The sequence below is a fragment of the Meridianimarinicoccus roseus genome (genome assembly GCF_003172915.1).
GTDB lineage: Bacteria > Pseudomonadota > Alphaproteobacteria > Rhodobacterales > Rhodobacteraceae > Meridianimarinicoccus > Meridianimarinicoccus roseus.
This window is the reverse complement of sequence record NZ_QGKU01000004.1, coordinates 20,047-45,575: the sequence shown is the minus strand read 5'-3', so window position 1 is coordinate 45,575 and position 25,529 is coordinate 20,047. Positions and strand designations below refer to the sequence as shown.

Here is a 25,529-nt window from a genome sequence, read left to right as displayed (position 1 = left end):
CTTTCATTCCCTCAGGTCGGCCCGGCATTGCCCATGTCGAAGATCTTGCCTGGGTTCATGATGTTGTGCGGATCGATCCCGCGCTTGATGGCGCGCATCATCCCGATCGCCTCGGGTCCCAGTTCGCGCGGCAGGTACTTAGCCTTGCCTTGCCCGATCCCATGTTCGCCCGTGCAGGTACCGTCATGGGCGATCGCCAGATCGTTGAGCCAGCCGACGAACGCCTCGGCGCGGGCGACCTCGGCCGCATCCCCGGTGTCTACCTGAAGAAGCACGTGGAAATTGCCATCGCCCACATGGCCCAGCACCGGCGCGGCCAGCCCCTCCGCCGCCGCGCGCGCCTGCACCGCGCCGACACAGGTCGCCAGATGCGACACCGGCACGCAGACATCCGTGGACATCGACTTCAGGCCCGGCCGCAGCCCGTGGCACGCCCAGTAGGCATCGTGCCGCGCTTGCCACAGCTTCGTGCGCGCCTCGGCATCGGCGGTCCAGTCGAACCCGGCGGCGCCGAACTCGGCCGCGATTTCGCCCACCGTCTGCGCCTGTTCCGCAACCCCGGCGGGGGAGCCATGGAACTCCAGCAGCAGCAGCGGCGTCAGCGGCAGATCCAGCCCGGAATATGCGTTCACCGCCTTCACCGTCAGCGTGTCCAGCATTTCCATTCGTGCCACGGGCACGCCGTATTGCAGCACCGCGATCACCGCGTTGCAGGCGGCCTCCACGTCCGGAAAAGAACAGGTCGCGGCGGAAATCGCCTCGGGGATGCCGTGCAGGCGCAGCGTCAGTTCCGTGATCAGGCCCAGCGTGCCTTCCGAGCCGACCATCAGCCGCGTCAGATCGTACCCAGCTGACGACTTGCGCGCGCGGTGCGCGGTCGTGACCACCTCGCCCGACGGCAGCACCGCTTTCAGCCCCAGCACCGCGTCCCGCATCGTGCCATAACGCACCGCGTTGGTGCCAGAAGCGCGCGTCGCCGCCATCCCGCCAAGGCTGGCATCGGCACCCGGATCGACCGGGAAGAACAGGCCGGTGTCGCGCAGGTGCACGTTCAACGCCTTGCGCGCTACCCCGGGCTGCACGGTGCAGTCCATGTCATCGGCATGGACGGCCAGAACCTTGTCCATCCGCGTGAAATCCACCGACACTCCCCCTGCGGGCGCGTTCACGTGCCCCTCCAGCGAGGTACCCGCGCCGAAACCGATCACCGGCACCCGCTCTGCCGCGCAGATCCGGACCAGCGCCTGCACCTCCTCGGTGGTCACTGGCCAGACCACTGCATCGGGGGCCTGTGTCGGCATCCATGTCGCCGTGTGCCCGTGCTGGTCGCGGATCGCGGCGCCGGTCTGGCACCGGTCGCCGAACCGAGCGTCCAGCGCCGCCACCGCGCGCGCCACGGCAGCGTCATCACGCGGCGGCAGGGCCATGTCATACGCCACCGCTCAGTGCCCCTCGATATCGCCATGGATGGCGAACTGTTCCATTCCGGCGGCCTGCGGTTCGATGAACCGGTAGGCTTCGGCAACGCCCGCCGGGGTCAGCTCCCGCGCGACGGTCAACAGCGTGTTCGGGTCGTGCTCGTCGCAGAGCGACGCCATCTGCGCCAGTTCCTCCTGCGCGACGGGCAGGGCCGCCTCAAGCGACGGCGCGCCGTAGATCGTCACGAAATGCTGCGCCAGCCCCCGTGCCAGCGCGTCGACCTCGGCCTGTTCGACCTGCGTGACGGCAACGAATGTGACCCGCCCAAAGGTCTCCACCCCCAGCCAGCCGTTGGCGAAGGCCTGCCGCGCCTTCCCGGTCAGGTCCGCTTCGGACCAGTCGGAAAACTCGAAGCCCCCCGAAATGCACCACTCGCCTGTGCGCGCCGGGCTGTGGAACACGTTCATGTCGCTTTCGTCGAAATGGATCGCGCGGGCCAGTTTCATGGTGTGTCCTCCAGCAGGTCGGTCAGCGGCACGAGCGCGGTGCCACCCTCGTGTTTCAGCAGCATCCCGAAGCGGTCGTCAACGCCGATGAACACGCCCTCGCGCCCGGCGATGCCGCCACCAACCCCATGCACCAGCCCAGACCATTCCCCGTGCAGCGCGCGCAGACCGTCCTCGGACCAGGTATTGATCCATAGAAGCACATGGCGCACCCAGGACTCCAGCAGCAGAACCGGGTCCATCTCGGCGCAGCCCTCGTCGAAAAGGGTGGTGCGGTCCGGCGCCGTGCCCGGCGCATCGCTGAAACCCATCAGCGCAAGCTCCAGCCCAACCACCAGCCAGCCGGGTTCCGCCTCGGGCGGGACGGGGTCGGCGGCCATGCGCAGGCGGCCCGCGACCGCGCCGTTCACCCGCAGCGCGCCGCCCCATTCAAGGTGCACCGCGACCTCGGGCGGGGCATGGCTGCCGAAGGCGTTCTGGAATGCGACACCGCACAGCGGCAGTACCACCGCCGCGTCCGCCAGCGCCACGTCGGGCGCAAAGACGATGGCCGCGCGAAGGGTATCGAGCTGAACGTCGTGCAACACCAACCCGGCATCTGTGCCCGCGCGGGCCTGCGCGCAGGCGGCGGCGAACGGGTCGCCCGACGCCTGCGCGCGGAACAGCGGCGGGAAGGACGGCGAAGGACCGGTCTGCGCCGCCACGCTCATGCCTGGCCGGCCTCGACCATCCGCCGCGCCAGCGCGCGGAAGCTCTGCGCTTGGGTGCTGCCGGGCTTGCTGACGACGATCGGCGCGCCCCCGTCGGACGCGATCCGCGTGTCAAGGTCCAGCGGCAGTTCCGCCAGCAGCGGCACGCCCAGCCGCGCCGCTTCCGCGGCGACACCGCCATGCCCGAAGATATGCTCCTCGTGGCCGCAAGCCGAACAGACATGGGTAGACATGTTCTCGATCAGCCCCAGGATCGGCGTCTTCATCTGCTTGAACATGTCGATGCCCTTGCGCGCGTCGATCAGCGCCACGTCCTGCGGCGTGGACACGACGATCGCGCCGTCCACCTGCGCCTTCTGGCACAGCGTCATCTGCACGTCGCCGGTGCCCGGCGGCAGGTCCACCAGCAGCACGTCGAGCGCGCCCCACTGCACCTGCGTCAGCATCTGCTGCAACGCACCCATCAGCATCGGCCCGCGCCAGACCACCGCCTGATCCTCGTTCGTCATCAGGCCGATGGACATCATGGTTACGCCGTGGTTGCGCATCGGCAGGATCGTCTTGCCGTCAGGGCTGGCCGGCCGACCCGACACGCCCAGCATCCGCGGCTGGCTGGGGCCGTAGACATCGGCGTCCAGCAGACCCACGCGGCGCCCCTCGGCGGCCAGCGCGCAGGCAAGGTTCGCCGAGACCGTGGATTTGCCCACACCGCCCTTGCCGCTGGCGATGGCGACGATCCGGTCGATGCCGGGCACCTTCTGCGGACCCGAGGGTTCCGCCCGGCGCTGCGGCTTCAGGTCCGGCGGCGCGGCGGGGGCGCTGTGCGCGGTCAGCACGACCGACACGCCCTGCACGCCCGCCAGCGCGGCCAGCTTCGCCTCCGCCTCGGCCTTGACCGCCTCGTAGGCGGCGGCCTGCGACGGCGCGATCTCCAGCACGAAGCGGACCTTGCCGTCCGTCACGTTCAGCGCCCGCATGACGCCGGACGCGACGATGTCACCGTCGGCTCCCGGATCGGCGATGCCCTTGAGCACCGCCAGCACGTCCTCCCGCGTGGCCGCCATTCAGCCGCGCCCCTTGATCGTGCCGGTCACGACATGCTCAAGACCCAGCTCGGGGATGCTCAGCACCACCTTCGCCTCGAACGGGCCGGCCGCGTCGGCGTCGCGCACCGCCTCCTCGATGGCCTGCTGCGAGGTCACGCCGACCTGTTTCAGGAACTTGCGCATGCTCATGTTGAAATCGTCGTCGCTCATCGTGTCGCTCTCCGTTTCCTCAACTCCGTTGACCGGCGCCCGGCGCCGCGCCTAGTCTTGCCTGCACATGTCCGAGGGAGGAAGGACCGTGCAAATCCGTCGTATCCTGCTTGTCTGTGCCCTGCTGCTGCCCGCGTTCCCGGCCGCCGCACAGGACAACCCCGTGACACTGGCCGTGCCGAGCGCGATCGCGGACAGCGGGCTGTGGCAGTTCATCCTGCCGCGCTTCACCCTGAAGACCCGCGTGCGCGTGACGCTGGCCCCGGATGGCGCGCTGGTGCTGGCCGAGGACGCGCCAGGGGTGCCGGCGCTTGCCGCAGGGGACACCGTTCTGCGGCTCGGACCGGCGGACAGCGAGGCCGCGCAGCGCTTCGCGGACTGGCTCACCTCCGAAGTCGGGCGCAACACCATCGACAGCTACACCGAAGCTGCCGGCGAGCCCGCATTCGCCGCGCCCGACGCCGCGGCAGAGGTCCGCCGCACCATTGCCTACGAGGGCGACGCTGCGGCCGGGTCCGACCTGTCGCTGGTGCATTGCGGCCGATGCCACGTGATCGACGATCGCAACCGCATGAACGGGCTCGGCTCCACGCCGTCCTTCGGCGTGCTGCGCGCGATGCCCGACTGGGCGCGCCGCTTCGAAGGGTTCTTCGCGCTCAATCCGCACGGCGCCTTCACCCAGATCGAAGGCATCACTCCGCCCTTCCCGATCGACCGCCCTTCGCCGATCGCGCCCGTGGCGATGACGCTGGACGATCTCGATGCGATTCTCGCCTTCGTGCAGCGGATGCCGCCGGCCGATCTCGGGGCACCGATCCGGCATCAGTGATCCTTGCGGCCGGACGGGCCGAACGGCCCCGCGTCGCCCCGGTCCGCCAGGTAGTCGTCGGTGGTGCGCGGACGGCGCGGCCCGCCCATGGCGAACGGGTTGTCGCTGCGCCCGAACTGCGCCTTCACCCGGCAGTCGTCACACATCTGGATCATCCGCGCCGCGTCGCCGCTGCCGAACATGCTGTGCTTGCCGGCCAGCTTCTCGGTGATCTTCTCAACCGTGGACTTCACCCCGAACAGCGCGCCGCATTCCACGCAGGCGAACGGCTCTTCCTCGTTCAGCACCTGCTGCCCCAGCGCCGCGTCCGAAAGGTCAAGCCGCGGCTCCAGTGCGATGGCGTCCTCGGGGCAGATCGTCCGGCAGATGCCGCATTGCAGGCAGGCATCCTCCTGGAAGCGCAACTCGGGCCGGTCCGGGTTGTCGATCAGCGCGCCGGACGGGCACAGCGACACGCAGGACAGGCACAGCGTGCAGGCCTCCGTGTTCACCAGTACGGCGCCATAGGGCGCGCCCTCGGGCAGCGGCAGCGGCGCCGCCGCACCTGGGTTCAGCGCCTGGCCCGCCAGCCGCGCGACCTGCCGCCGCCCACCCATCGGCAGCACCGGGTCCGCCACCGACGCGGGCACCGCAGCACCATACAGAAGCCCCGGCAGCGCGTCCGGATCGGTCACGTCCAGCAGCCGCAGGCGGCCCGGCCCGGCGATCGCCTCGGCCAGTGCCAACTCGCGGTCCAGCGCGTCGCGCTCGGTCCGCGGGGCCAGCAACAGGTCCACCGCCGCGAAGCCACTGGCCAGCGCCGCCAGCATCTCGGCATGGCCGAAGCCGGAAATCACGTCCAGTTCCAGCGGGATGACGTCGGCGGGCAGGCCGCGCCCGAACCGCGCGCACAGGCGGATCATTTCAGCCCCGTGCGCAGTGTCATGCACCAGCAGCCGCGGCGCAGTGCCACCCGCCTCGCGGAAGACGCGGGCCAATACCTCCAGCCGCCGCAGCAGATGCGACACCGGCGGCGCGTCATAGGAAATCGCCCCGGACGGGCACAACGCCGAACACGCGCCACACCCCGCGCAGACCATAGGGTCGATGCTGACGTGATCACCCGCAGGTACGATCGCGCCGGTCGGACAGATGTCGAGGCACCGGGTGCAGCCGACCTGCCCGGCACGCGAATGGGCGCAAAGCTGCTCTTCAAGCCGGACGTAAAGCGGCTTTTCGAAGGTGCCGACAAGCTGCACGGCTTCCACCATGAGCCGCGCCACGGCCAGCGGATCGCCCGGATCGGCCCGCAGATAGCCCTCTCGCTTCTGCGGCGCGGGCACGAAAGGCACGCCGCCGGTCAGGTCGATCAGCACGTCGCACTCCGACACGCCGACATCGCGCGGCGCACCGAACCCGAAGCCCCCGCGCCCGCCCGGCGCCATCTGGCGCAGGGCGTCGATGGTCACGCGGAAGCCGCCCAGCGCGCCTTCGACCCGCTTCAACCGCCCGGTGATCACGTCGATGCCTCTGTCCAGCGGCGGCTCCGCACCATCGGTCAGCAGCACCGTGACCGACAGCGCGCCCGCCAACCGTTCCGCGGCATCCAGCGCGACTTCGCCCGGCCCGACGATCAGGCACAGCCCTTCCGACACCACGTCGAGCGACTTGCCGTCCGGCGCGGCCAGCAGCGCCTCGGCGGCCAGCGCGGCCATCTTCGGACCGGCCGCCGCGTTTTCGTCGGACCAGCCCGCGCGGTCACGCAGATCGACAAAGCCCGGCACCTCTGCCCCCAGTTCGGCGGCCAGATCCTCGAATCGGGCGCGCTCCTGTCCGCAGGCGATGATCGCGTCCCCGGCGGTGATCACATCCGCCGCGACCGACAGTTCGGTCGTGCACAGGGCCGAATGGACGCGCGAACAGCGCATCCCCGACGCCGCCGCGACGGTGTCAGCGGCGATGGTCTGGCTGCCCTCGCAGGAACACAGCACAAGGCGCTTGGTCATGAAAATCCCCCCGTCGCAGCGCCCCAAGGGCGTGCAAGTGCGTCACCTAAGCCACAATCGCACCGAAGGGTAAACCCTGCTCCGGCCCCTTGCACGGTGGCGGTTGCGCCTGCCGCGAAAGGCCCCGGCGCGATCCCGGACCGTCCTGACCGCGTCATCTTGGCGGAAACTGGTCAGAAATGCTTGCCAGAGCGATAGGTCTTGTGAACAATATCGGTCAAGCGGAAATACGGCATACCATCGTCGACTCGCATCCTGGGGGGAAATCCACGCAATGACCGGCGCGATCCATCGCTCCATTCCCGTCGGGCTGATCGTCCGGCGCACGCCCGGCGTGACCCGCTGGGCGGCATGGGCTTGGCGCGCGGTCGGGGTGGTGCCGGGGGCCGGTCCCGCGGATTGGGCCGAATTGCGCCGCGAAGGCGACGCGGTGGAATACCACGCCGCGACCCGCCCCCTGACGATCTGGGCCGCCGAAACCGAAGCTTACCGCGTGACGCTCGCCGACCATCCGCCCAGCGTCTGGGCCGTGCTGCGTCAGACCGACCGCACCGACGGCATCCCCTTCGACGTGCATGTCATCACCGCATCCCCGTTCGAGGCGCAGGACTACGCCGACAGCGGCGAAGAACTGGTGGAAAAGATCGCGATGCCGCCGGGGCTGGTCGCCTGGGTGCGGGAATTCACCGACGCGCATCACCAGGAAGATCCGTTCGTGAAGCGGCGGCGCAACAAGCAGCGTACAGACGGGGCCGAGGATGGTCGCGGCGACCCGCGCATCCGACAGGCCGCCGACGTGTACCGGTCGCCGGGCAGTGCCCGGAAGGTGCGTACGCCATGACCCGCACCGACGCATCCGACTTCTGGTCCCGTCGCAAGGCCCGTGTCGCCGAGGCGGAGCGCGCCGAGCAGGCCGCGCAAGTGGAACTGACCGAAGCCGAACAGCAGGCCCGGCTCGAAGCGATGCCCGATGACGAAGTGCTGGCGGAACTCAAGCTGCCGGACCCGGACACGCTTGGTAAGGGCGACGACTTTTCCGTGTTCATGGCACGGCAGGTGCCGGAACGGCTGCGGAGGCGTGCGCTGCGGCGGCTTTGGGGGTCGAACCCCGTGCTTGCCTGCGTGGACGGGCTGAACGACTACGACGACGATTATACAATCGCCGCAGTCACCGGCTCCGCTATGAAGACCGCCTACAAGGTCGGACGCGGGATCGTCCGCGAGGCGCTGGAAGCGGACACCCCCGCCGAGACAGCGCCGCCAACGCAAGGCGCGCCCGAAACCGCGATGGCCGCTGCAACACCCGACGGAGCACACGGTGCATCGCCCCGGCCCGAGCCAGAGGGCGTTTCGAACGACACACCGGACACCGCGCAGGACTCTCGCGGGACTCCGACAAGACTCCAACAGGACCCCGGAACGGCCGAAGCCGCCGCCCCGGCCCCGCGCCGCCGGATGCGTTTCGTCTTCGATGCCGTGCCCGGCGACAGACCCCAGGACACTACCACATGACCGCAGACCCGATAGCCGCCATTACCGAGGAAGACCGCCTGCGCGCGGATCTTTATGGCTTCCTGTCGGCACTGCTGGCCGGCCCGCCGGACCAGGCGCTGCTGGACCAGACGGCCGCGCTGCAAGGCGACACAGGCGAGATGGGGCAGGCTATCGCCGGGCTGGCGAACGTCGCGCGGGTCACTTCTCCCAAGGCGGCTGAACGCGAATTCACCAAGCTTTTCATTGGTCTCGGCCGCGGGGAACTGCTGCCCTACGCCAGCTATTATCTGACTGGCTTCCTGAACGAAAAGCCCCTGGCGACGCTGCGCCGGGACATGGCCGCGCAGGGCATCACCCGCGCACCAAACGTCTACGAACCCGAGGACAACATCGCCTCGCTGATGGAGATGATGGGCGGAATGATCGCGGGAAGCTTCGGCGCCCCTGCGACACTGGAGACACAGCGCACCTTCTGGAACCGGCATGTCGGCCCATGGGCCGGACACTTCTTTTCCGATCTGGAAAGTGCAAGTAATTCAGTCCTCTATGGCTCCGTCGGTGCGATAGGACGACTGTTCATGGACATTGAACGCGAAGCGTTCAGGCTGGGCCAGGGAAACTGACGGCCAATGGATTTTAACTGACCGATGTGTCATCGTATACCTATCGCTGCCCGCGCGCAGCACCGTGAAGGGAGGACATCATGAGCGAAAAGAACCCCGAGGGCGCAAGCCGTCGCGATTTTCTGAAACTGGCATCCGTTTCGGCCCCGGCCGCTGTCGCCGCAGCCAGCCTTGGCGCGACGCAGGCCGACGCGGCCCCTGCCGGGCCCACCGGCGAGGTCCTGTTGCAGGACACCGCGCACACCCGCGCCTATCTCGACAGCGCCCGGTTCTGACCGGACGCCCCTGTCTCGCGCGGCGAGGGCCGATGCCCGACGCCGCCGTTTGATTTCAACAACCCAGCGCGCAGGGCCCCGCCCCGCCAGCCAGGGAGACAAGACATGCTGAAGAAAAAGACGAACGCGGCGCCGCGCTCCGCACAAAGAACAGGCCTGCTGTCGGATATGGCACGTACGTCCTTCGATCGCCGCGCATTCCTGCGCGGATCCGGGCTTGCCATCGGCGGCCTCGCCGCGATCGGGGCGACGGGCGGCACCGTCACCCGCGCCAACGCCCAGGCAGCAGCCGCCAGCGCCGTTCAAACGGTCAAATCGGTCTGCACCCACTGCTCGGTCGGCTGCACCGTGGTCGCCGAGGTCAGCGACGGTGTGTGGATCGGCCAGGAACCCGGCTGGGACAGCCCGTTCAACCTCGGCGCCCACTGCGCCAAGGGTGCCGCCGTCCGCGAGCACGCGCATGGCGAACGCCGTCTCAAGTACCCGATGAAAAAGGAAAACGGGGAATGGGTCCGCATCAGCTGGGACCAGGCGATCAACGAGATTGGCGACAAGATGATGCAGATCCGCGACGAAAGCGGCCCTGACAGCGTCTACTGGCTCGGCTCCGCCAAGCACAACAACGAGCAGGCCTACCTGTTCCGCAAGTTCGCCGCCTACTGGGGCACCAACAACGTCGACCACCAGGCGCGGATCTGCCACTCCACCACCGTTGCGGGCGTTGCGAACACATGGGGCTACGGCGCCATGACCAACAGCTACAACGACATCCACAACAGCCGGGCGATCTTCATCATCGGCGGCAACCCCGCCGAAGCGCATCCGGTCTCGCTCCTGCACGTTCTGCGCGCGAAGGAACAGAACAACGCGCCGGTCATCGTGTGCGATCCGCGCTTCACGCGCACCGCGGCCCACGCCGACGAATACGTCCGCTTCCGGCCCGGCAGCGACGTGGCGCTGGTCTGGGGCATCCTGTGGCACATCTTCGAGAACGGCTGGGAAGACAAGGAGTTCATCCGCACCCGCGTGTGGGGCATGGACCAGATCAAGGAAGAAGTTGCCCGCTGGACCCCCGAAGAGGTGGAGCGCGTCACCGGCGCACCCGGCAGCCAGCTTGAGCGCGTCGCGCGCACGCTGGCCAACAACCGTCCCGGCACCGTGATCTGGTGCATGGGCGGCACCCAGCACACCAACGGCAACAACAACACCCGCGCCTACTGCGTGCTCCAGCTTGCGCTGGGCAACATGGGCGTCGCGGGCGGCGGCACCAACATTTTCCGCGGCCACGACAACGTGCAGGGCGCGACCGACCTCGGCGTTCTGGCGGATACGCTGCCGGGCTACTACGGCCTCGCGCCGGGGTCCTGGGCCCACTGGGCGCGCGTCTGGGAAGAGGACCTCGACTGGCTGAAAGCCCGGTTCGATGTCATGCCCGGCGCGGAATCCGATGGCACCGACCGGCAGATGATGAACTTCACCGGCATCCCGGTGTCGCGCTGGATCGACGGCGTGCTGGAAGACAAGGAAAACCTCGACCAGCCGAACCCGACCCGTGCGATGGTTCTGTGGGGCCATGCGCCCAACAGCCAGACGCGGCAGAAGGAAATGAAGACGGCGATGGAGAAGCTCGACCTGATGGTCGTGGTCGATCCGTTCCCGACTGTTTCGGCCGTGATGCAGGACCGTACCGACGGCGTCTACCTGCTGCCGGCGACCACACAGTTCGAAACCCGCGGCTCTGTCACGGCATCCAACCGGTCGATCCAGTGGCGCGACAAGGTCATGGATCCGCTGTTCGAATCGCGCACGGATCACAAGATCCTGCACATGTTCGCCGAGAAGTTCGGGTTCGCGGACCGCATGTTCCGCAACATCGCCATGGATGGCGACGAACCGATGATCGAGGACGTGACCCGCGAATTCAACCGCGGCATGTGGACCATTGGATATACCGGCCAGTCGCCGGAGCGTCTGAAACTGCACATGGCCAACCAGCACACCTTCGACCGCACCACGCTGCGTGCGGTTGGCGGCCCGGCCGACGGCGATTTCTATGGCATGCCGTGGCCGTGCTGGGGCACGCCCGAGATGAACCATCCCGGCACCGCCAACCTCTATGACATGTCGTTGCCGGTGGCAGAGGGCGGCCTGACCTTCCGCGCCCGTTTCGGCGTGGAACGCGACGGCGACAACCTGCTGGCCGACGGCGTGTACTCCGTCGGGTCGGAAATCCAGGACGGTTACCCGGAATTCACGATGCAGATGCTGATGGATCTGGGCTGGGACGGCGATCTGACCGCGGAGGAACGCGCCAGCATCGAAGCAGTGGCCGGCGGTGCCGACAAGGTCGGCGGCGTGAACTGGAAGACCGACCTGTCGGGTGGCATCCAGCGCGTGGCGATCGCGCATGGCTGTGCGCCCTTCGGCAACGCCAAGGCGCGCGCCGTGGTCTGGACATTCCCCGATCCGGTTCCGCTGCACCGCGAGCCGCTTTACAGCAACCGACGCGACCTCGTGGCCGACTACCCGACCTACGAGGACAAGAAGTTCTGGCGCGTGCCCACGATGTACGCGTCGATCCAGACCAACGATTTCAGCGAGGAATACCCGATCATCCTCACCTCCGGCCGCCTGGTCGAATATGAGGGGGGCGGAGACGAAACGCGCTCGAACCCGTGGCTGGCCGAACTTCAGCAGGACATGTTCGTCGAGATCAACACCCGCGACGCCAACAATCTGGGCATTCGCGACGGATCGCAGGTCTGGGTCGAAGGCCCGGAAGGCGGCAAGGTGAAGGTCATGGCGATGGTCACCAACCGCGTCGGCGCAGGGGTGGCGTTCATGCCCTTCCACTTCGGCGGGCACATGGAAGGCGTGGACCTGCGGGACAAGTACCCGGATGGTGCCGACCCGTATGTCCTCGGCGAATCGACCAACACCGCACAAACCTATGGCTATGACAGCGTGACCCAGATGCAGGAGACCAAGGCCACTCTCTGCAAGATCTGGGCGGCGTAAGGGAGGAAACATCTATGGCACGAGCGAAGTTTCTCTGCGACGCCGAACGCTGCATCGAATGCAACGCCTGCGTCACCGCGTGCAAGAACGAGCACGAGGTGCCTTGGGGCATCAACCGCCGCCGCGTCGTCACCATCGGTGACGGCGATCCGGGCGAGCGATCCATCTCGGTCGCGTGCATGCACTGCTCTGACGCGCCCTGCATGGCGGTGTGCCCGGTAGACTGCTTCTACCAGACCGCGGACGGTGTGGTACTGCACTCCAAGGACCTGTGCATCGGCTGCGGCTACTGCTTCTACGCTTGCCCGTTTGGCGCGCCGCAATATCCGCAGGCCGGCAATTTCGGATCGCGCGGCAAGATGGACAAATGCACCTTCTGCGCCGGCGGCCCGGAAGAGACCCATTCCAACGCCGAGTTCTCCAAGTACGGACGCAACCGGATCGCGGAGGGCAAGCTGCCGATCTGCGCCGAGATGTGCTCCACCAAGGCGCTGCTGGCCGGTGACGGCGACGTGGTGTCCGGCATCTACCGTGAGCGTGTCGTCGCGCGCGGGTTCGGTTCCGGCGCATGGGGCTGGGGCACGGCATACGATCAAAAAGGCGGCTGAGATCGCCTGAACGGACCAGATCGGGCGGCTCTTCGCGGGGCCGCCCTTTTCGTTCCACCCCAACAGGGACCCAAACCATGCTGATTCGACCCATTCTCGGATTGATCCTGACGGCTTTCATGGCACTGCAGGCCGTGGCCCAGGATACGGCTGCCCCATCGGAAACGGCCGTCGAAGACCCGCGCGCCGCAACCGGCGGTGCCACCACGCTCGAAGACATCCTGCGTCGCCAGGAAGGGCTGAAAGTGGACAACAGCTTCCGCATGACCGCTCCCACCGGCGCGCCACCCAGCACCGCAGCGCCGCAGCTTTCGCCGCTGGGCGGCCTGTCCGACAGCGACGTTTGGCGCGATTTGCGCTTCAACCAGGCTGACGTGACCACCCAGGCACGCGGGCACGCGGCCGGAGTGCTGGTTCAGGATGCCGGCATGGGCTGGCTGATGTTCCGCGAAGGGCCGCTGGCGACCTATGGCGCATGGCTTCTGGGCGGCACGCTGGCCCTGCTCGCGGTGTTCTTCCTGCTGCGCGGGCGTATCCGCATCGACGGACGCAAGACCGGCCGCACCATCGTCCGCTTCACCAGCGTCGAACGCTTCGGGCACTGGCTGTTCGCGGGTTCGTTCATCGTGCTCGGGCTGACCGGCCTGATCTCGCTTTTCGGGCGTGCCGTGATGATCCCGCTGTTCGGCAAGGAAAGTTTCGCCACGCTCGCGCTGGCCAGCAAGTGGGTTCACAACAACGTCGCGTGGTCCTTCATGCTCGGGCTGGTGATGATCATCGTGATGTGGACGCTGCACAACATCCCGAACCGCCACGACCTGAAATGGCTCGCGGTCGCAGGCGGGCTCTTTTCCAAGGGCGTGCATCCGCCGGCCAGAAAGTTCAACGCCGGCCAGAAGATGATCTTCTGGGGCTGCGTGGTGCTGGGGCTGTCGATCTCGGCCTCGGGCCTGTCGCTGCTCTTCCCGTTCGAACTGCCGATGTTCGCCAAGACCTTCGCGCTGCTCAACGACACCGGACTGCCCCAATGGGTCGGCCTTGGCGTGCTTCCGACCGACCTTGCACCGCACCAGGAAATGCAGCTTTCACAGGCTTGGCACGCGATCGTGGCTTTCGTCTTCATGGCGATGATCCTGGCGCATATCTATCTTGGCTCCATCGGGATGGAGGGCGCCTTCGACGCCATGGGCAGCGGCGAGGTCGAGGAACAGTGGGCCCGCGAACACCACGGCCTGTGGGTCAAGGAAATGGAAGAGCGCGCGCGTTCCGCCCCCGGCAAGGCAAGCGCGACCCCGGCCGAATGACCCGCGCCGGTCTGGCCGCGCTTGCCCTGCTGAGCGCGGCCACCGCCCAGGCGGGCGATTTCTTCACCTTGAAGGGGCACGGCGGCCCTGTCATGGCCATCGCCGTGGCCGCGGACACCGGCCGGATCGCCACGGCCAGCTTCGACAATGCCGTGGGCGTATGGTCCGACGGCGGTGTGCCGATGTGGCTGGACGGGCACCGCGCCGCGGTGAACGCGCTGACCTTCGCCGGACCGGACCGCGTGGTGTCGGCGGGGGATGATTTCGGCGTCCGGCTCTGGGATCTCGCCGCCGGCACCAGCCGAGAGTTGACACGCCATGCGGGCAAGGTCGCGGCGCTCGCGTTGTCGCCTGACGGGCGCTTTGTGGCCTCGGCCAGTTGGGACGGCAGCATCGGGCTGACCGACCTGGCCACCGGCGAAAGCCGCCGCCTGAAGGGGCACGAGGCCGGAGTCAACGCGGTCGTGTTCACGCCGGACGGGGACCTTTATTCCGCCTCCGCCGACGGCACGCTCCGCCTTTGGGATGTCGAGGCCGGGGCCGAGCGGCGGCTGGTTCTGCGCCACGGCTTCGGGATCAACCGCCTGGTGCTGAACGCGGCGGACGGCTGGCTCGCCTATGGCGCGGTGGATGGCGTGACTCGCGTGCTCGACCTTGCCGCCGACGCGCCGCTGGCCGATTTCACGCTGGACCGGCGACCGATCCTCGCCATGGCGTACAGCCAGCGGGCCGACCGGCTCGCCATCGGGGATGGCGAGGGATACATCATGGTGATCGACACCGACGTCTGGCGCATCGCCCGCGATTTCCGCGCCACCGAACGCGGGCCCATCTGGGCGCTCGCGTTCTCACCCGATGGCGGTAATATTCACGCGGCGGGGCTGGACCCGGTGGTCTATTCCTGGCCGCTCGACACGCTGGACGCGCATGGCCAGATGGCGGCGGAAACACCAGCCTACCTGCGCGACCCGGCCGACATGAGCAACGGCGAGCGACAGTTCGCGCGAAAATGCTCCATTTGCCACACGCTCACCCCCGGCTCCGCCCGCCGTGCCGGGCCGACGCTGCACGGGCTGTTCGGGCGACCCGCGGGCACCGTGACCGACTACAGCTATTCGGCGACCCTGCGCGGGTCCGACATCGTGTGGTCGGAAACCACGATCAATGCCCTGTTCGACGAAGGGCCGGACCATTATATTCCCGGCAGCAAGATGCCGATGCAGCGGATCACGGAGCAGACTGACCGGACCGACCTGATCGACTACCTGCGCCGGGCCACAGCCCCAACCGGAGACTGACATGAAAACGATGCTTCTGGCCTTTGTCGCGGCAGGACTGATCGCGGTACTGGCCGATTACGGGCTTACCGAATTCGCCGGCTTCTCGGCCCAGGAACAGACCACCGGCAGCAACGTCCGCCTCGACTGAGGGGCGCGACAGCGCCGCCGGGCACACATGGCGGCCATGCGCGGGGCAACGGTGGCGGCACAGGGCGCCGTGTGGTAGCTGCGGTCAACCGAGGGGGAGTCGCCCCCGCGCGTCAACGCCCGAAAGGCCCCGCCATGCAGCCGCTCACGCCCTATGCCCAATCCGTCGTCGCCGACATCGCCAACCGCTACGGCGTCAGCCAGGACGCGGTGATCACGCTGCTCGTCGCGGTCAACAACGGCGGCGGCACGCAGGCCCAGTTCTCGCATCCCGAACTTGGCGGGATGGGCCAATGGTCGTCCGGCGGGATGACGATGGTAGGCGACATGTTCAACAACGGGCTGAAATTCACCGTCTCCGGGATCTGCGGCGAGCTTTCGTCGCAACTGGCGCAGAACCAGATGTTCCCGCCCGCGCCGAAACCTGCCTATGCTTCGTCCCAAGGGCAGTCGCAAAGCCAGTCCTCGGGCGGCTTCGGCAGCGGCACCAGCTTCAGCGTGCAAGTCGGGTATGGCGGTGGGTCGTCCTGGCCTGCGGAGCTTGGCCAGCCGTCCTCGACCGGGTCGCAGAACAACCTGCGCTACGCGGTGTTCCCGCAGGCGCGGCGACTGGCGATCGACCTGAATGGCCAGATCACCGTCTATGACATCGGCGATCACCAGATCGGCGGTTTTTCGCAGCAGCAGGGTGGCGACCAGTCGATCACCTTCACCAGCCAGTACGGCACGGTGCGCGTGGCAGACCTGCCGGTGGTGTCGCCAGGCGGGCCGTCGCAGGCCCCAGCGCCCTCCTTCGATGCACCGCAGTCAGAGCCGCAGACCGCCCCCCAGCCGGTGCAGGCCAACGCACCATCCATGAGCAGCGACGAAGTCTTCTCCCTGATCGAGAAACTCGCCGACCTTCATGCCAAGGGCATTCTCAGCGACAGTGACTACGAGACCAAGAAGGCCGAGCTTCTGTCCCGCCTCTAGGCCATTGGCGCGGTCGGCAAACCGCGCGCCCCGCCCGGCCTTCAGGGCCCCGGCGTCAGCGCCGCGCGCAGCAGCGCCACGGGATGGGCCCGCAGGCTCAGCCGCATGGCGGTGTAATCCTCCACGACCTCCTCTCCAAGCGTCATGCGCGGCAGGTACGCGGCGGGTTCCGACCCGCCCTCGCCGTCCAGTTCCCCGGCGAACAGCGGCAACGGCTTCTCGGCGGTGATCGCCCGCGCCTGCCACAGCGCCTCGCGGCGCGACAGGCCAAGCGATGCGAAGGCGTCCGCTTCGGCCAGCGCGACGATCTGCCGGGGCGGTACACCGGCCTTGCGCCAGACGTCCTGCACGCCGCGATAGCCGTTGCCGCGCGCCGCCTCGATCCAGTCGGCCGTATCCTCGCGCAGGCCCTTGAGTTGCCGGAAGCCAAGCCGCAGGGCCAGTCCGCCATCGTCCGAGGGTTCCATCGTGTTGTCCCAGGTGCTGGCGTTGATGCAGACCGGCAGCACGGTCACGCCATGGGCGCGCGCGTCACGGACGATCTGGGCGGGCGCGTAGAAGCCCATCGGCTGGCTGTTGAGAAGCGCGCAGGCGAAGATGCCGGGGTGATGGCATTTCATCCAGGCCGAGGCATAGACAAGCAGCGCGAAGCTGGCGGCATGGCTTTCGGGAAAGCCGTAGCTGCCGAAGCCCTCGATCTGGCTGAAACAGCGTTCGGCGAAATCCCGGTCATAGCCGTTGCGCGCCATGCCGCGCAGGAACCGGTCGCGGAACTCGGACACGTTGCCGTGCTTCTTGAACGTGGCCAGCGACCGGCGGAGGCGATCCGCCTCGTCGGGAGTGAAGCCCGCACCGGTGATGGCGATCTGCATCGCCTGCTCCTGGAACAGCGGCACGCCCAGCGTCTTGCCCAGCACCGCGCCCAGTGCGTCCGACGGGAAGCGCACGGCTTCCTCGCCGTTGCGGCGCCGCAGGTAGGGGTGGACCATGTCGCCCTGGATCGGGCCGGGGCGGACGATGGCCACCTCGATCACGAGATCGTAGAAGCAGCGCGGCTGCATCCGGGGCAGGAAGTTCATCTGTGCGCGGCTTTCGACCTGGAACACCCCGAGGCTGTCGGCCCGGCCCAGCATGTCGTAGACCAGCGGGTCCTCCTGTGGCAGCGACGCAAGGTCATGTCGGGCCAGCCCGTGCCGCGCCATCAGGTCGAACCCCTTGCGCAGGCAGCTGAGCATCCCCAGCGCGAGAATATCGACCTTCAGGATACCGAGCGCGTCGATGTCGTCTTTGTCCCAGCAGATCACCGTGCGGCCGTCCATGCTGGCGTTCTCGATCGGGACAAGCTCGTCCAGCCGTCCCTCGGTGATGACGAAGCCGCCCACATGCTGGCTCAGGTGACGCGGGAAGCCCTGGATTTCTGCCACCAGTTCCAGCGTCAGGCAGAGGCGTGGATCGTCCGGGTCAAGACCGATCTCGGCCAGGCGTGCGCGGGTCATGCCGGGGCTCCCCCAGCCCCAGATCTGCCCGGCCAGCGCCGCGACCGTGTCCTCGCTCAGGCCCATGGCGCGGCCGACCTCGCGCACGGCGCGCTTGCCGCGATAGTGGATGACCGTGGCGCACAGCCCGGCGCGGTGCCGCCCGTAGCGATCGTAGATGTGCTGGATCACTTCCTCGCGGCGTTCATGTTCGAAATCCACGTCGATGTCGGGCGGCTCGTTCCGGGCCTCGGACACGAAGCGTTCGAACACCATCGTGCCGATCTCGGGACTGACCGAAGTCACGCCGAGCGCGAAACAGACCACGGAATTGGCCGCCGAGCCGCGCCCCTGGCACAGGATGCCCTTCGCGCGGGCGAAGGCGACGATGTCCTGCACGGTGAGAAAGTAGGGAGCATAGCCCAGCTTGTCGATCAGGGCGAGTTCGTGGCGCATCTGCGCGCGGATCTTCTCGGGGGCGCCGCGTGGGTAGCGGCGCGCCAATCCTTCACGGGCAAGGCGGGCCAGCCGGTCCGGCGCGGTTTCGTCGCCCAGCACCTCGGACGGGTATTCGTAGCGCAACTCGTCGAGCGAGAAGCGGCAGCGATCCGCCAGCGCGGCCGCGCGCAGGGCGGCGGCGCCATGCGGGCCCAGCAACCGGGCCATCTCGGTGCCACTGCGCAGCCGGTGTTCGGCGTTCGACAGTGCGGTGCGGCCCAGTTCCTCGACCGGGGTACCGGTGCGGATGGCGGTTAGCGCATCCGCCATCGGGCGGCGGCGGCCGACATGCATCACCGGGGCGGCGCTGGCCACGGTGGGCACGCCGAGATCGCGGGCCAGCGCCTCAAGCGCGTCGAAATGCGCGCCGTCCCGCCCGTCATGGCGCGGTGCCATGACCAGAGAGACGGTATCAGGGAAGCGGCGCGTCAGGTGCCGCGCCTGTGACCACCATCCACCCGCGCCGCGCGGCACCGGCAGAACGCGTGGCGGGTGGAGCAGAAGTTCCAGCCCCTCGCCAAGCTCGCACAGGTCCTCCAGCACAAGCTCACAGGCACCCTTTGGCGCACGCAGCCGCCCCAGCGACAGCAGCCGCGACAGCCGCCCCCAGCCGGTCCTGTCGCGCGGCAGGGCCGTCACGCGCAGCCCCTCCCGCAGGCAGAGCCGAGCCCCGGGCACCAGGCGCGGCGCGCAGGTCAGGATCGGATCGGGCCGGTGCGGATGACCGGGTGGCAGCGGCGGCCCCACGGGACCGTCACGCGCGACACACACTGCCCGGGCCGCGACATCCCGCGCGATATCGCGCGCAGCGACATGGGCCCGCGCCACCCCCGCCACCGAATTGTCATCAGTGACCGCGATCGCCGCCAGGCCAAGCTCGGCCGCGCGCTGCACGTATTCCTCGGGATGCGAGGCCCCGGTAAGGAAGGTGAAGTTGGAAGTGACGTCAAGCTCGGCAAACATCGGCTGCGGGCGATTCCCTTCTGGGATGCCCGCAGTATATTCACTTTTTGTTCCACAGCGAAGGGGCAGCAGCACGACCCGCCGACAACCGCCGTCCAGCAGCCCCGGTCAGCCCGGGGCTTGCGCACGGACCACTTCGTCCGGTCCGCCCGCCGCGGAGGGCGGCACGGCGTCGGGCATTTCCACGGCATTGGCAAGCGCGCGGAAACTGTCTGACACGCTTTCGCGGCGGCATCGCCCGAGGAACCCGTCAAGCGCCCCCCAGCATCGCACTGCCTTGTCGGTCACCGGGTCCGCCCCAGCCGCGTAAAGACCGGACTGGATCATGAGTTCGCCCTTGTCATAGGCACCGAGCAGGCGGCGCGCTTCGGAGATCAGCGTATTCTCCACCTCCGTGGCCGCGGTGGGCAAGCTGCGGGAGACCGATTGCAGCAGGTCGATCGCCGGGTATCTGCCCCGTTCCGCGATCTTCCGGTCCAGCACCACGTGACCGTCAAGCACACCGCGCAGCGTGTCGGCCACCGGCCCCTCCATGTCCGATCCGGCAACCAGCACGCTGAAGATGCCGGTTATGTCGCCTGCACCGGCAATGCCCGGGCCCGCCCGTTCCGCAAGGGCCATGATCTGGTGCGGCATGGAGGGCGGAAAGCCGCCCGGCCCGGCCGCCTCTCCGGCAGCCAGGGCGACATCGCGATGCGCCTCCGCGAAGCGGGTGATCGAATCGGCAATGAAAAGCACATGCGCGCCGCGGTCGCGAAAATGCTCGGCCACGCACATGGCGCTGAGCGCGCAACGCCGCCGCTGCAACGCCGACTGGTCCGAGGTCGCAGCGACGACAACCGACCTGCGCATCCCGTCCTTGCCAAGCACCTCGTCGACGAAATGGCGCAGCTCGCGCCCCCTTTCGCCGATCAGAGCGATCACGACCACATCGGCATCGAGGTTTCGAGCCAGCATGCCGAGCAGCGTGGACTTGCCCACGCCCGAGCCCGCAAAGAGGCCAAGCCGCTGCCCGCTCACCACAGGCAGCACGGTATTGAACGCGGCGATCCCGGCTTCGATTCGCGCGCCGAGGGGACGGCGGCGCGCGGCGGCGGGTGGCGTTCGCGACAGCGGCACGGGCACGGTCCCGGGAAAGATCGGGCGGCCGTCCAGCGGCTTGCCGTCGGGGTCGACGATGCGCCCGATCCAGCTTGCATCGGGCGCGATCCTCGGAGGACCCAGCACCATGACCGGGTCGGCAAGCGACAGCCCGGCCGGCGGATCCGACGGAAGCACTTCCACCGACATGGGATCGATACGCAGAACCTCTCCGCCCAGAAGCGCGCCGCTGCGGCTACGGATCTGCACGCGGTCGCCCAGCGAAACCGTCCGGCCAAGGCCGCTCACACTGATCGTGAGGTCATTGAGCGCGACCACTCGCCCGACGGGAAACACCGCCTGGATCGAGGCGATACGGGCCGTCAGGTTTTCGAGGCCGGGAAAAGTCATCGGGCGTCTCCTGCGTTGCGGACAACCCTTTCTAAACGAATCGCAGTTAAGCCAAGGTTGAAGCAAATCGAGGGAGAAGCCCCGATGTACAATGGTTTAGCATTCTTTAAGGTGGCGTCCGCGCTGGCCGGTCATGCCGCGGCCCGGCAATCCGTCATCGCGCAGAACATCGCCAATGCCGATACGCCCGGCTATCAGGCGCGCGACCTTCCGGAGTTTTCGGCACAGCTCACCGCGGGCAACGCCGCGGCGCCGATGCGCGCCACGCGCGACGGTCACATGACAGCGGCGCCCGGCGGGCCCACCGCCGAACCTCGCAGCCGTGAGACGCGCGGCGACGCCTCTCCGAACGGGAACACCGTTTCGCTGGAAACCGAGATGATCAAGTCCACCGCGGTGCGGCACCAGCATGAACTTGCGCTTGCGACCTACCGCAGCGGGATGGACCTGCTGCGCACCGCCCTCGGGCGCGGACGATAGGAGGCCACCATGAGCGATCTGCAACAGAGCCTGACGATCTCGGCCAGCGGGATGCGCGCCCAGGCGACGCGCCTGCGCCACGTGGCCGAAAACATCGCGAACGCGGACACGCCGGGATACCAGCGCAAACTCGTGCCATTCGAAGTCGCCGCCCGGCGGGGCGAGGCGGCCGGGACGGTCCGCACCGGGCGGGTTCAACTCGACACATCGGACGCGAACCGGATCTACGACCCGTCGCACCCCATGGCGGATGCAGACGGTTACTTCACCGGCTCCAACGTCAATTCGATCCTCGAAATGGCCGATTCGCGCGAAGCGCAGCGCGGCTACGAGGCCAATCTCAAGATGTTCGACCAGGCGCGGAAGATGTCCTCTTCGCTGCTCGAACTGCTCAGACGCTAACCTGAAAGGAGGTCCAGAATGGATTTCTCATCCGCACGCGCCCTTCAATCCTACATCAGCGCGAAGCCCGCCACCCATCCAACTCCGCGCGAAGACGCGGGCGCAGGGGCCGCGGGCGCGATGCTGGCCGATTTCGCCAGCACACTGCAGGCCACCGATACCGTCGCGCAGGACACCCTGGCCACCGGCGCCGATCCCCATGCGCTGGTCGAGGCGCTGGCCCAGACCCAGCTGGCCGTCGAGACGGCGGTAACCGTGCGGGACCGGGTCGTTGAGGCCTACCAGGAAATCCTTCGGATGCCTGTCTGACCGATGAACGAGGCGATCTTCTTCGACACGCTCCGCCAGGGGCTCTGGGTCGCCGTCGTGATCTCGATCCCGATCCTCACCGCCGCGCTCGCCGCGGGCCTGGTGGTCGGGTTGTTTCAGGCGCTCACCTCCATCCAGGAGATGACGCTGACCTTCGTGCCCAAGCTCGCCGCGATCATTGTCGTGTTCTGGATGAGCATGGGCTTCATGACCCAGACGATGACCAGCTTCTTCCAGAGCACGGTCATCCCCCTGATCGCAGGAGGCTGACATGGACAACGCAAGCTACGCGACACTGACCCGCCAAAGCGGCCTGCGCCAGGAAATGCAGGTAATCGCGCACAACATCGCGAATGCCGCGACCTCGGGCTACCAGAAGGAAGGGCTGATCTTCTCGGAATACGTGCAGAAGATGGAAGACAGCAACACGTCGCTGTCCATGGCAACCGCGAACGCGCGGATGATCGACCGCAGCCAGGGCCAGCTGACCCGCACCGGCGGCACCTTCGACGTCGCCATCGAAGGCGACGGGTATTTCATGGTGCAGACACCCGAGGGCAATAGGCTGACCCGTGCAGGCAGCTTCCACCCCAATGCCGAGGGGCTGTTGGCCGCGTCCGACGGGGCGTTCCTGCTCGATCCCGGCGAAGTGCCGATCTTCGTGCCGCCAGGCGTGCAAGACGTGCATATCGGGCGCGACGGGTCCATCGGCGGCGACGGACAGCCGCTCGGCCAGATCGGCGTCTTCGAGGCGCTCGACCCGGCCGCCATGACCCGCGTCGGCGGCGTCCGCTTCGAGGCCGCCGGCGGCACCGCCGCGCTGGAGAATGTCGGCATGGTGCAGGGTTTCCTCGAGTCCTCGAATGTCGATCCGGTGCTCGAAGTCGCCAGGATGATCGAGGTGCAGCGTGCCTATGAACGGGGTCGCGACCTGATGACCACCGAAGACGAACGCATTCGCGGCGTCATCCAGACGCTCGGACAGTAAGGAGCAAACCATGCGCGCCCTCAAGATCGCCGCCACCGGAATGTCGGCCCAGCAGATGCGGGTCGAGGTGATTTCCAACAACCTCGCGAACATGAGCACGACAGCCTACAACACCCGGCGGGCCGAATTCGCGGACCTGCACTACCAGCAGCTTCAGCGCCCCGGATCGATCAACGCGTCGGATGGCACGGTCGTGCCCACGGGCGTGCAACTCGGCCTCGGCGTCAAGCCCACTTCGGTGTCGGTTCATCTGGCGCAGGGTTCGCTCACACAGACCAACGGCGATCTGGACCTCGCCATCGAGGGGAACGGATACCTTGAAGTGACGATGCCCGATGGCGGCGCGGCTTATACCCGCGACGGCGGGCTCAAACGGTCCGCCGAGGGGCAGATCGTCACCTCCGACGGCTATCCGGTTGTGCCGGACATCGTGATCCCGGACGACGCGATAAGCCTGTCGATCAACGGTGACGGCGAGATCTACGCCTATTTCAGCAACCAGGTGGAGGCTGAACTGCTGGGTCAGTTCACGCTCGCCGGTTTTCCAAATGCTCGTGGGCTCGAGGCACTTGGCGGCAACCTGTTCCGTGAGACCGAAGCCTCCGGCCCGGCGAACGTCGCCGACCCGGGCACCGACGGGCTTGGCACGCTGCGCCAGGGCTATCTCGAGAATTCGTCGGTAGATGCCGTGCGCGAGGTCACCGAACTGATCGAGGCTCAGCGCGGTTACGAGCTGAACGCGAAGGTGATCACCGCAGCCGACCAGATGATGGCCAGCACCTCGCAGATCCGCTGACCCGATGGACCTTCGACGCCCCCTCGCCCTGGCGCTGAGCCTCTTGCCCGTCCTGTCACCCGCTGCTGCGGCCGACACGCTGATCGCGCTGCGCAACCTGCGCAGCGAGACCGTCGTCACCGCAGTGGACCTCGGCAGAGCGGACACGGCGACACCGGGGGCGCTTCGCGATCCGTCGGCCGCGATCGGCATGGAAACGCGCGTAACGATATACGCGGGTCGCCCGATCATGGCGCAGGACCTCGGCCCGCCCGCGCTGGTCGAACGCAACCAGATCGTAGTGTTGAACTACCACCATGCCGGACTGGCCATCGTGACCGAAGGCCGCGCCCTGGACCGCGGGGGGGCTGGCGACCGCATCCGCGTGATGAACCTCACTTCCCGCAACACCGTGACGGGCAGCGTCGCCCGAGACGGCAGCGTGACCGTCGCACCCTGAAACCCCACCCGGAGGACCCATGCGACCCATCCTGATCTCCTGTGCCCTTCTGGCCACCTTCGCAGGCTGCGGACGGCTCGATCACGTCGGCAGACCTCCCACCTTCAGCCCGGACGATGCCGGGCGGGAACATCTGGCCATGTCGGTCCAGGGGCTGCCCAATTCGCTGGAACGCCAGCGCATCGTCGACCAGGCCTCGCTATGGACCGGGGCGCGCAATTCGCTGCTGGGCGATCGGCGCGCCGGCGAACGGGGCGACATCCTGACCGTGGTGATCGAGATTGACGAGAAGGCCGAGATATCCAACTCCACCTCGCGCTCCCGTTCGGCGGGCGAGAACCTGGATGTGCCGCAACTCTTCGGCTACCCGCAGCGCCAGAACATGCCGGACGGTGCGTCTGCCGAGAATCCCGTCTCGATAACCTCGTCAAGCGAATCTGACGGCGACGGCTCGGTGCGCCGCAAGGAAAAGCTGACCCTCCGCGTCGCGGCCACCATCACCGACGTGATGCCGAACGGCGTGATGCGCATCGAGGGCTCGCAGGAGGTGCGTGTGAATTTCGAGATCCGAGAATTGCTGGTGTCGGGATACGTCCGCCCGGAGGACATCTCGCGAACCAACCAGATCACCTATGACAAGATCGCCTCGGCGCGGATCTCGTATGGTGGGCGCGGCCAGATCACCGATGTGCAGCAACCCCGCTGGGGCCAGCAGATCTCCGACATCATCCTTCCGTTCTGAGGCGCGCATATGGGCAAGCTCCTTCCCCTCGTCCTCGCCCTTGCGGGCCTTGGTGCCGGTGTCGGCGCCGGGTTCTTCCTCAAGCCAGCGCCGAAGCCGATCGAAACGGTCGAAGCGGCTGCCGACGCCGCAGCGCTCTGCCCGCCGACTGGCGACGAGGATCACGCCCTCCCGCCCGAACCGGGCGCTCCGGCCGAGTTCGTCAAGCTGGCGAACCAGTTCGTCGTACCGGTGGTTGTGGACAACGACGTGGACTCGATGGTTGTGCTGACGCTCAGCCTCGAAGTGACCCAGGGCAGCCAGCAAGATATCTACGGGCTGGAGCCGAAGCTGCGCGACGCGTTCCTGCGGGTCCTGTTCGATCACGCCAACATGGGCGGTTTCCAGGGAAATTTCCTGAACCATCTCGGTCTCGAGGCGCTGCGCAGCGCGCTGCGCGAGATCGGCCAGAAAACGGCGGGACCGATCCTGCACGACGTGCTGATCGTTGACATGGTCAAGCAGGCGATCTGACGGCGCC

Annotated in this window: 28 protein-coding genes; 20 read left to right on the top strand and 8 right to left on the bottom strand. The window is 67.7% G+C overall.

Annotation, left to right across the window (positions count from 1 at the left end):
- Positions 1 to 11: 11 nt before the first annotated feature.
- Genes DKT77_RS01540 through DKT77_RS01520 form a run of 5 tightly spaced genes read right to left on the bottom strand, consistent with a single transcriptional unit; the run spans position 12 to position 3,891 of the window.
- On the bottom strand, positions 12 to 1,427 hold the full coding sequence (locus DKT77_RS01540; RefSeq protein ID WP_109809984.1) for an FAD-binding oxidoreductase: 1,416 nt from the start codon (positions 1,425 to 1,427) through the stop codon (positions 12 to 14).
- A 15-nt stretch (positions 1,428 to 1,442) separates the two neighbouring features.
- A complete protein-coding gene (locus DKT77_RS01535) occupies positions 1,443 to 1,925 on the bottom strand; it encodes a DUF6505 family protein (RefSeq protein ID WP_109809983.1) in 483 nt (160 codons plus the stop codon).
- Positions 1,922 to 2,635, bottom strand: a complete 714-nt coding sequence (locus tag DKT77_RS01530; RefSeq protein ID WP_109809982.1) for a biotin/lipoate--protein ligase family protein — start codon at positions 2,633 to 2,635, stop codon at positions 1,922 to 1,924. The genes DKT77_RS01535 and DKT77_RS01530 overlap by 4 nt, the downstream gene beginning before the upstream one ends.
- The gene (locus DKT77_RS01525) at positions 2,632 to 3,699 is read right to left on the bottom strand and encodes an Mrp/NBP35 family ATP-binding protein (RefSeq protein ID WP_109809981.1); all 1,068 of its coding nucleotides are present in this window, start codon (positions 3,697 to 3,699) and stop codon (positions 2,632 to 2,634) included. The genes DKT77_RS01530 and DKT77_RS01525 overlap by 4 nt, the downstream gene beginning before the upstream one ends.
- Positions 3,700 to 3,891, bottom strand: coding sequence for a DUF6494 family protein (locus tag DKT77_RS01520; protein WP_109809980.1), 192 nt, complete (start codon positions 3,889 to 3,891; stop codon positions 3,700 to 3,702). It abuts the gene before it with no gap.
- 88 nt (positions 3,892 to 3,979) lie between these two features.
- On the opposite strand from DKT77_RS01520, the gene DKT77_RS01515 reads away from it, so the two are divergent.
- Positions 3,980 to 4,720, top strand: a complete 741-nt coding sequence (locus DKT77_RS01515; RefSeq protein WP_238547619.1) for a c-type cytochrome — start codon at positions 3,980 to 3,982, stop codon at positions 4,718 to 4,720.
- Here DKT77_RS01515 and DKT77_RS01510 read toward each other — a convergent pair.
- A complete protein-coding gene (locus DKT77_RS01510; protein WP_109809979.1) occupies positions 4,714 to 6,705 on the bottom strand; it encodes a 4Fe-4S binding protein in 1,992 nt (663 codons plus the stop codon). The two genes, DKT77_RS01515 and DKT77_RS01510, sit on opposite strands and share 7 nt — an antisense overlap.
- Positions 6,706 to 6,979: 274 nt before the next feature.
- Between DKT77_RS01510 and DKT77_RS01505 the strand changes: the two genes are divergently transcribed.
- The 10 genes from DKT77_RS01505 (at position 6,980) to DKT77_RS01465 (ending at position 16,426) form a co-directional block, all read left to right on the top strand.
- Entirely contained in the window at positions 6,980 to 7,546 is a 567-nt protein-coding gene (locus tag DKT77_RS01505) for a DUF3305 domain-containing protein (RefSeq protein WP_109809978.1), read from the top strand.
- Complete coding sequence (locus DKT77_RS01500) at positions 7,543 to 8,217, top strand: DUF3306 domain-containing protein (RefSeq protein WP_109809977.1); 675 nt, start codon at positions 7,543 to 7,545, stop codon at positions 8,215 to 8,217. Before DKT77_RS01505 ends, DKT77_RS01500 begins: the two co-directional genes overlap by 4 nt.
- Positions 8,214 to 8,822 carry a TorD/DmsD family molecular chaperone gene (locus DKT77_RS01495; protein WP_109809976.1) on the top strand — a complete coding sequence of 203 codons (609 nt, stop codon included), beginning with the start codon at positions 8,214 to 8,216 and terminating at the stop codon, positions 8,820 to 8,822. The genes DKT77_RS01500 and DKT77_RS01495 overlap by 4 nt, the downstream gene beginning before the upstream one ends.
- An 80-nt stretch (positions 8,823 to 8,902) precedes the next feature.
- Positions 8,903 to 9,097, top strand: a complete 195-nt coding sequence (locus DKT77_RS01490; RefSeq protein ID WP_109809975.1) for a ubiquinol-cytochrome c reductase iron-sulfur subunit N-terminal domain-containing protein — start codon at positions 8,903 to 8,905, stop codon at positions 9,095 to 9,097.
- Between the two features lie 105 nt (positions 9,098 to 9,202).
- Positions 9,203 to 12,115 carry a formate dehydrogenase subunit alpha gene (locus DKT77_RS01485; protein WP_109809974.1) on the top strand — a complete coding sequence of 971 codons (2,913 nt, stop codon included), beginning with the start codon at positions 9,203 to 9,205 and terminating at the stop codon, positions 12,113 to 12,115.
- A 14-nt stretch (positions 12,116 to 12,129) separates the two neighbouring features.
- Entirely contained in the window at positions 12,130 to 12,723 is a 594-nt protein-coding gene (fdh3B, locus tag DKT77_RS01480) for a formate dehydrogenase FDH3 subunit beta (protein WP_109809973.1), read from the top strand.
- Positions 12,724 to 12,800: 77 nt separating this feature from the next.
- Positions 12,801 to 14,027 carry a formate dehydrogenase subunit gamma gene (locus DKT77_RS01475; RefSeq protein WP_109809972.1) on the top strand — a complete coding sequence of 409 codons (1,227 nt, stop codon included), beginning with the start codon at positions 12,801 to 12,803 and terminating at the stop codon, positions 14,025 to 14,027.
- Complete coding sequence (locus tag DKT77_RS01470; RefSeq protein WP_109809971.1) at positions 14,024 to 15,325, top strand: c-type cytochrome; 1,302 nt, start codon at positions 14,024 to 14,026, stop codon at positions 15,323 to 15,325. Before DKT77_RS01475 ends, DKT77_RS01470 begins: the two co-directional genes overlap by 4 nt.
- 1 nt (position 15,326) lies before the next feature.
- Positions 15,327 to 15,455, top strand: coding sequence for a hypothetical protein (locus tag DKT77_RS21310; RefSeq protein WP_274520041.1), 129 nt, complete (start codon positions 15,327 to 15,329; stop codon positions 15,453 to 15,455).
- Positions 15,456 to 15,589: 134 nt separating this feature from the next.
- Positions 15,590 to 16,426 carry an SHOCT domain-containing protein gene (locus DKT77_RS01465; protein ID WP_109809970.1) on the top strand — a complete coding sequence of 279 codons (837 nt, stop codon included), beginning with the start codon at positions 15,590 to 15,592 and terminating at the stop codon, positions 16,424 to 16,426.
- A 41-nt stretch (positions 16,427 to 16,467) separates the two neighbouring features.
- Here the strand turns inward: DKT77_RS01465 and DKT77_RS01460 are convergent, their stop codons facing one another.
- On the bottom strand, positions 16,468 to 19,362 hold the full coding sequence (locus DKT77_RS01460; protein WP_109809969.1) for an error-prone DNA polymerase: 2,895 nt from the start codon (positions 19,360 to 19,362) through the stop codon (positions 16,468 to 16,470).
- A gap of 108 nt (positions 19,363 to 19,470) precedes the next feature.
- Complete coding sequence (locus DKT77_RS01455; RefSeq protein ID WP_109809968.1) at positions 19,471 to 20,853, bottom strand: FliI/YscN family ATPase; 1,383 nt, start codon at positions 20,851 to 20,853, stop codon at positions 19,471 to 19,473.
- Positions 20,854 to 20,937: 84 nt separating this feature from the next.
- Here DKT77_RS01455 and DKT77_RS01450 point away from each other — a divergent pair, with 84 nt between their 5' ends.
- From DKT77_RS01450 to DKT77_RS01410, 9 genes are read left to right on the top strand one after another with little or no spacing between them, the layout of a single operon-like run.
- Entirely contained in the window at positions 20,938 to 21,333 is a 396-nt protein-coding gene (locus tag DKT77_RS01450) for a FlgB family protein (RefSeq protein WP_109809967.1), read from the top strand.
- A 9-nt stretch (positions 21,334 to 21,342) separates the two neighbouring features.
- Positions 21,343 to 21,735, top strand: coding sequence for a flagellar basal body rod protein FlgC (gene flgC / locus DKT77_RS01445; RefSeq protein WP_109809966.1), 393 nt, complete (start codon positions 21,343 to 21,345; stop codon positions 21,733 to 21,735).
- An 18-nt stretch (positions 21,736 to 21,753) separates the two neighbouring features.
- Positions 21,754 to 22,044, top strand: a complete 291-nt coding sequence (gene fliE, locus DKT77_RS01440) for a flagellar hook-basal body complex protein FliE (protein WP_109809965.1) — start codon at positions 21,754 to 21,756, stop codon at positions 22,042 to 22,044.
- 3 nt (positions 22,045 to 22,047) lie between these two features.
- The gene (locus DKT77_RS01435) at positions 22,048 to 22,314 is read left to right on the top strand and encodes a flagellar biosynthetic protein FliQ (protein WP_109809964.1); all 267 of its coding nucleotides are present in this window, start codon (positions 22,048 to 22,050) and stop codon (positions 22,312 to 22,314) included.
- 1 nt (position 22,315) lies between these two features.
- Complete coding sequence (locus DKT77_RS01430; RefSeq protein WP_109809963.1) at positions 22,316 to 23,032, top strand: flagellar hook-basal body complex protein; 717 nt, start codon at positions 22,316 to 22,318, stop codon at positions 23,030 to 23,032.
- 10 nt (positions 23,033 to 23,042) lie between these two features.
- Positions 23,043 to 23,828, top strand: coding sequence for a flagellar basal-body rod protein FlgG (gene flgG, locus DKT77_RS01425; protein ID WP_109809962.1), 786 nt, complete (start codon positions 23,043 to 23,045; stop codon positions 23,826 to 23,828).
- 4 nt (positions 23,829 to 23,832) lie between these two features.
- Entirely contained in the window at positions 23,833 to 24,267 is a 435-nt protein-coding gene (flgA, locus tag DKT77_RS01420; protein ID WP_109809961.1) for a flagellar basal body P-ring formation chaperone FlgA, read from the top strand.
- Positions 24,268 to 24,286: 19 nt separating this feature from the next.
- Positions 24,287 to 25,009 carry a flagellar basal body L-ring protein FlgH gene (gene flgH, locus DKT77_RS01415; protein WP_109809960.1) on the top strand — a complete coding sequence of 241 codons (723 nt, stop codon included), beginning with the start codon at positions 24,287 to 24,289 and terminating at the stop codon, positions 25,007 to 25,009.
- Between the two features lie 9 nt (positions 25,010 to 25,018).
- Positions 25,019 to 25,522 carry a flagellar basal body-associated FliL family protein gene (locus DKT77_RS01410; RefSeq protein WP_109809959.1) on the top strand — a complete coding sequence of 168 codons (504 nt, stop codon included), beginning with the start codon at positions 25,019 to 25,021 and terminating at the stop codon, positions 25,520 to 25,522.
- Positions 25,523 to 25,529 lie beyond the last annotated feature (7 nt).

Excerpts from the sequence above, each read along its gene's own strand:
- DKT77_RS01450 (WP_109809967.1), top strand. The coding sequence starts at position 20,938 with ATGTACAATGGTTTAGCATTCTTTAAGGTGGCGTCCGCGCTGGCCGGT.
- fdh3B (WP_109809973.1), top strand. The coding sequence starts at position 12,130 with ATGGCACGAGCGAAGTTTCTCTGCGACGCCGAACGCTGCATCGAATGC.
- DKT77_RS01490 (WP_109809975.1), top strand. The coding sequence starts at position 8,903 with ATGAGCGAAAAGAACCCCGAGGGCGCAAGCCGTCGCGATTTTCTGAAA.
- DKT77_RS01460 (WP_109809969.1), bottom strand. The coding sequence starts at position 19,362 with ATGTTTGCCGAGCTTGACGTCACTTCCAACTTCACCTTCCTTACCGGG.
- flgC (WP_109809966.1), top strand. The coding sequence starts at position 21,343 with ATGAGCGATCTGCAACAGAGCCTGACGATCTCGGCCAGCGGGATGCGC.
- DKT77_RS21310 (WP_274520041.1), top strand. The coding sequence starts at position 15,327 with ATGAAAACGATGCTTCTGGCCTTTGTCGCGGCAGGACTGATCGCGGTA.
- DKT77_RS01510 (WP_109809979.1), bottom strand. The coding sequence starts at position 6,705 with ATGACCAAGCGCCTTGTGCTGTGTTCCTGCGAGGGCAGCCAGACCATC.
- flgA (WP_109809961.1), top strand. The coding sequence starts at position 23,833 with ATGGACCTTCGACGCCCCCTCGCCCTGGCGCTGAGCCTCTTGCCCGTC.
- DKT77_RS01455 (WP_109809968.1), bottom strand. The coding sequence starts at position 20,853 with ATGACTTTTCCCGGCCTCGAAAACCTGACGGCCCGTATCGCCTCGATC.
- DKT77_RS01435 (WP_109809964.1), top strand. The coding sequence starts at position 22,048 with ATGAACGAGGCGATCTTCTTCGACACGCTCCGCCAGGGGCTCTGGGTC.
- DKT77_RS01500 (WP_109809977.1), top strand. The coding sequence starts at position 7,543 with ATGACCCGCACCGACGCATCCGACTTCTGGTCCCGTCGCAAGGCCCGT.
- DKT77_RS01465 (WP_109809970.1), top strand. The coding sequence starts at position 15,590 with ATGCAGCCGCTCACGCCCTATGCCCAATCCGTCGTCGCCGACATCGCC.
- DKT77_RS01470 (WP_109809971.1), top strand. The coding sequence starts at position 14,024 with ATGACCCGCGCCGGTCTGGCCGCGCTTGCCCTGCTGAGCGCGGCCACC.
- fliE (WP_109809965.1), top strand. The coding sequence starts at position 21,754 with ATGGATTTCTCATCCGCACGCGCCCTTCAATCCTACATCAGCGCGAAG.
- DKT77_RS01410 (WP_109809959.1), top strand. The coding sequence starts at position 25,019 with ATGGGCAAGCTCCTTCCCCTCGTCCTCGCCCTTGCGGGCCTTGGTGCC.
- DKT77_RS01430 (WP_109809963.1), top strand. The coding sequence starts at position 22,316 with ATGGACAACGCAAGCTACGCGACACTGACCCGCCAAAGCGGCCTGCGC.
- flgG (WP_109809962.1), top strand. The coding sequence starts at position 23,043 with ATGCGCGCCCTCAAGATCGCCGCCACCGGAATGTCGGCCCAGCAGATG.
- DKT77_RS01505 (WP_109809978.1), top strand. The coding sequence starts at position 6,980 with ATGACCGGCGCGATCCATCGCTCCATTCCCGTCGGGCTGATCGTCCGG.
- DKT77_RS01525 (WP_109809981.1), bottom strand. The coding sequence starts at position 3,699 with ATGGCGGCCACGCGGGAGGACGTGCTGGCGGTGCTCAAGGGCATCGCC.
- flgH (WP_109809960.1), top strand. The coding sequence starts at position 24,287 with ATGCGACCCATCCTGATCTCCTGTGCCCTTCTGGCCACCTTCGCAGGC.
- DKT77_RS01520 (WP_109809980.1), bottom strand. The coding sequence starts at position 3,891 with ATGAGCGACGACGATTTCAACATGAGCATGCGCAAGTTCCTGAAACAG.
- DKT77_RS01540 (WP_109809984.1), bottom strand. The coding sequence starts at position 1,427 with ATGGCCCTGCCGCCGCGTGATGACGCTGCCGTGGCGCGCGCGGTGGCG.
- DKT77_RS01475 (WP_109809972.1), top strand. The coding sequence starts at position 12,801 with ATGCTGATTCGACCCATTCTCGGATTGATCCTGACGGCTTTCATGGCA.
- DKT77_RS01485 (WP_109809974.1), top strand. The coding sequence starts at position 9,203 with ATGCTGAAGAAAAAGACGAACGCGGCGCCGCGCTCCGCACAAAGAACA.
- DKT77_RS01535 (WP_109809983.1), bottom strand. The coding sequence starts at position 1,925 with ATGAAACTGGCCCGCGCGATCCATTTCGACGAAAGCGACATGAACGTG.
- DKT77_RS01495 (WP_109809976.1), top strand. The coding sequence starts at position 8,214 with ATGACCGCAGACCCGATAGCCGCCATTACCGAGGAAGACCGCCTGCGC.
- DKT77_RS01530 (WP_109809982.1), bottom strand. The coding sequence starts at position 2,635 with ATGAGCGTGGCGGCGCAGACCGGTCCTTCGCCGTCCTTCCCGCCGCTG.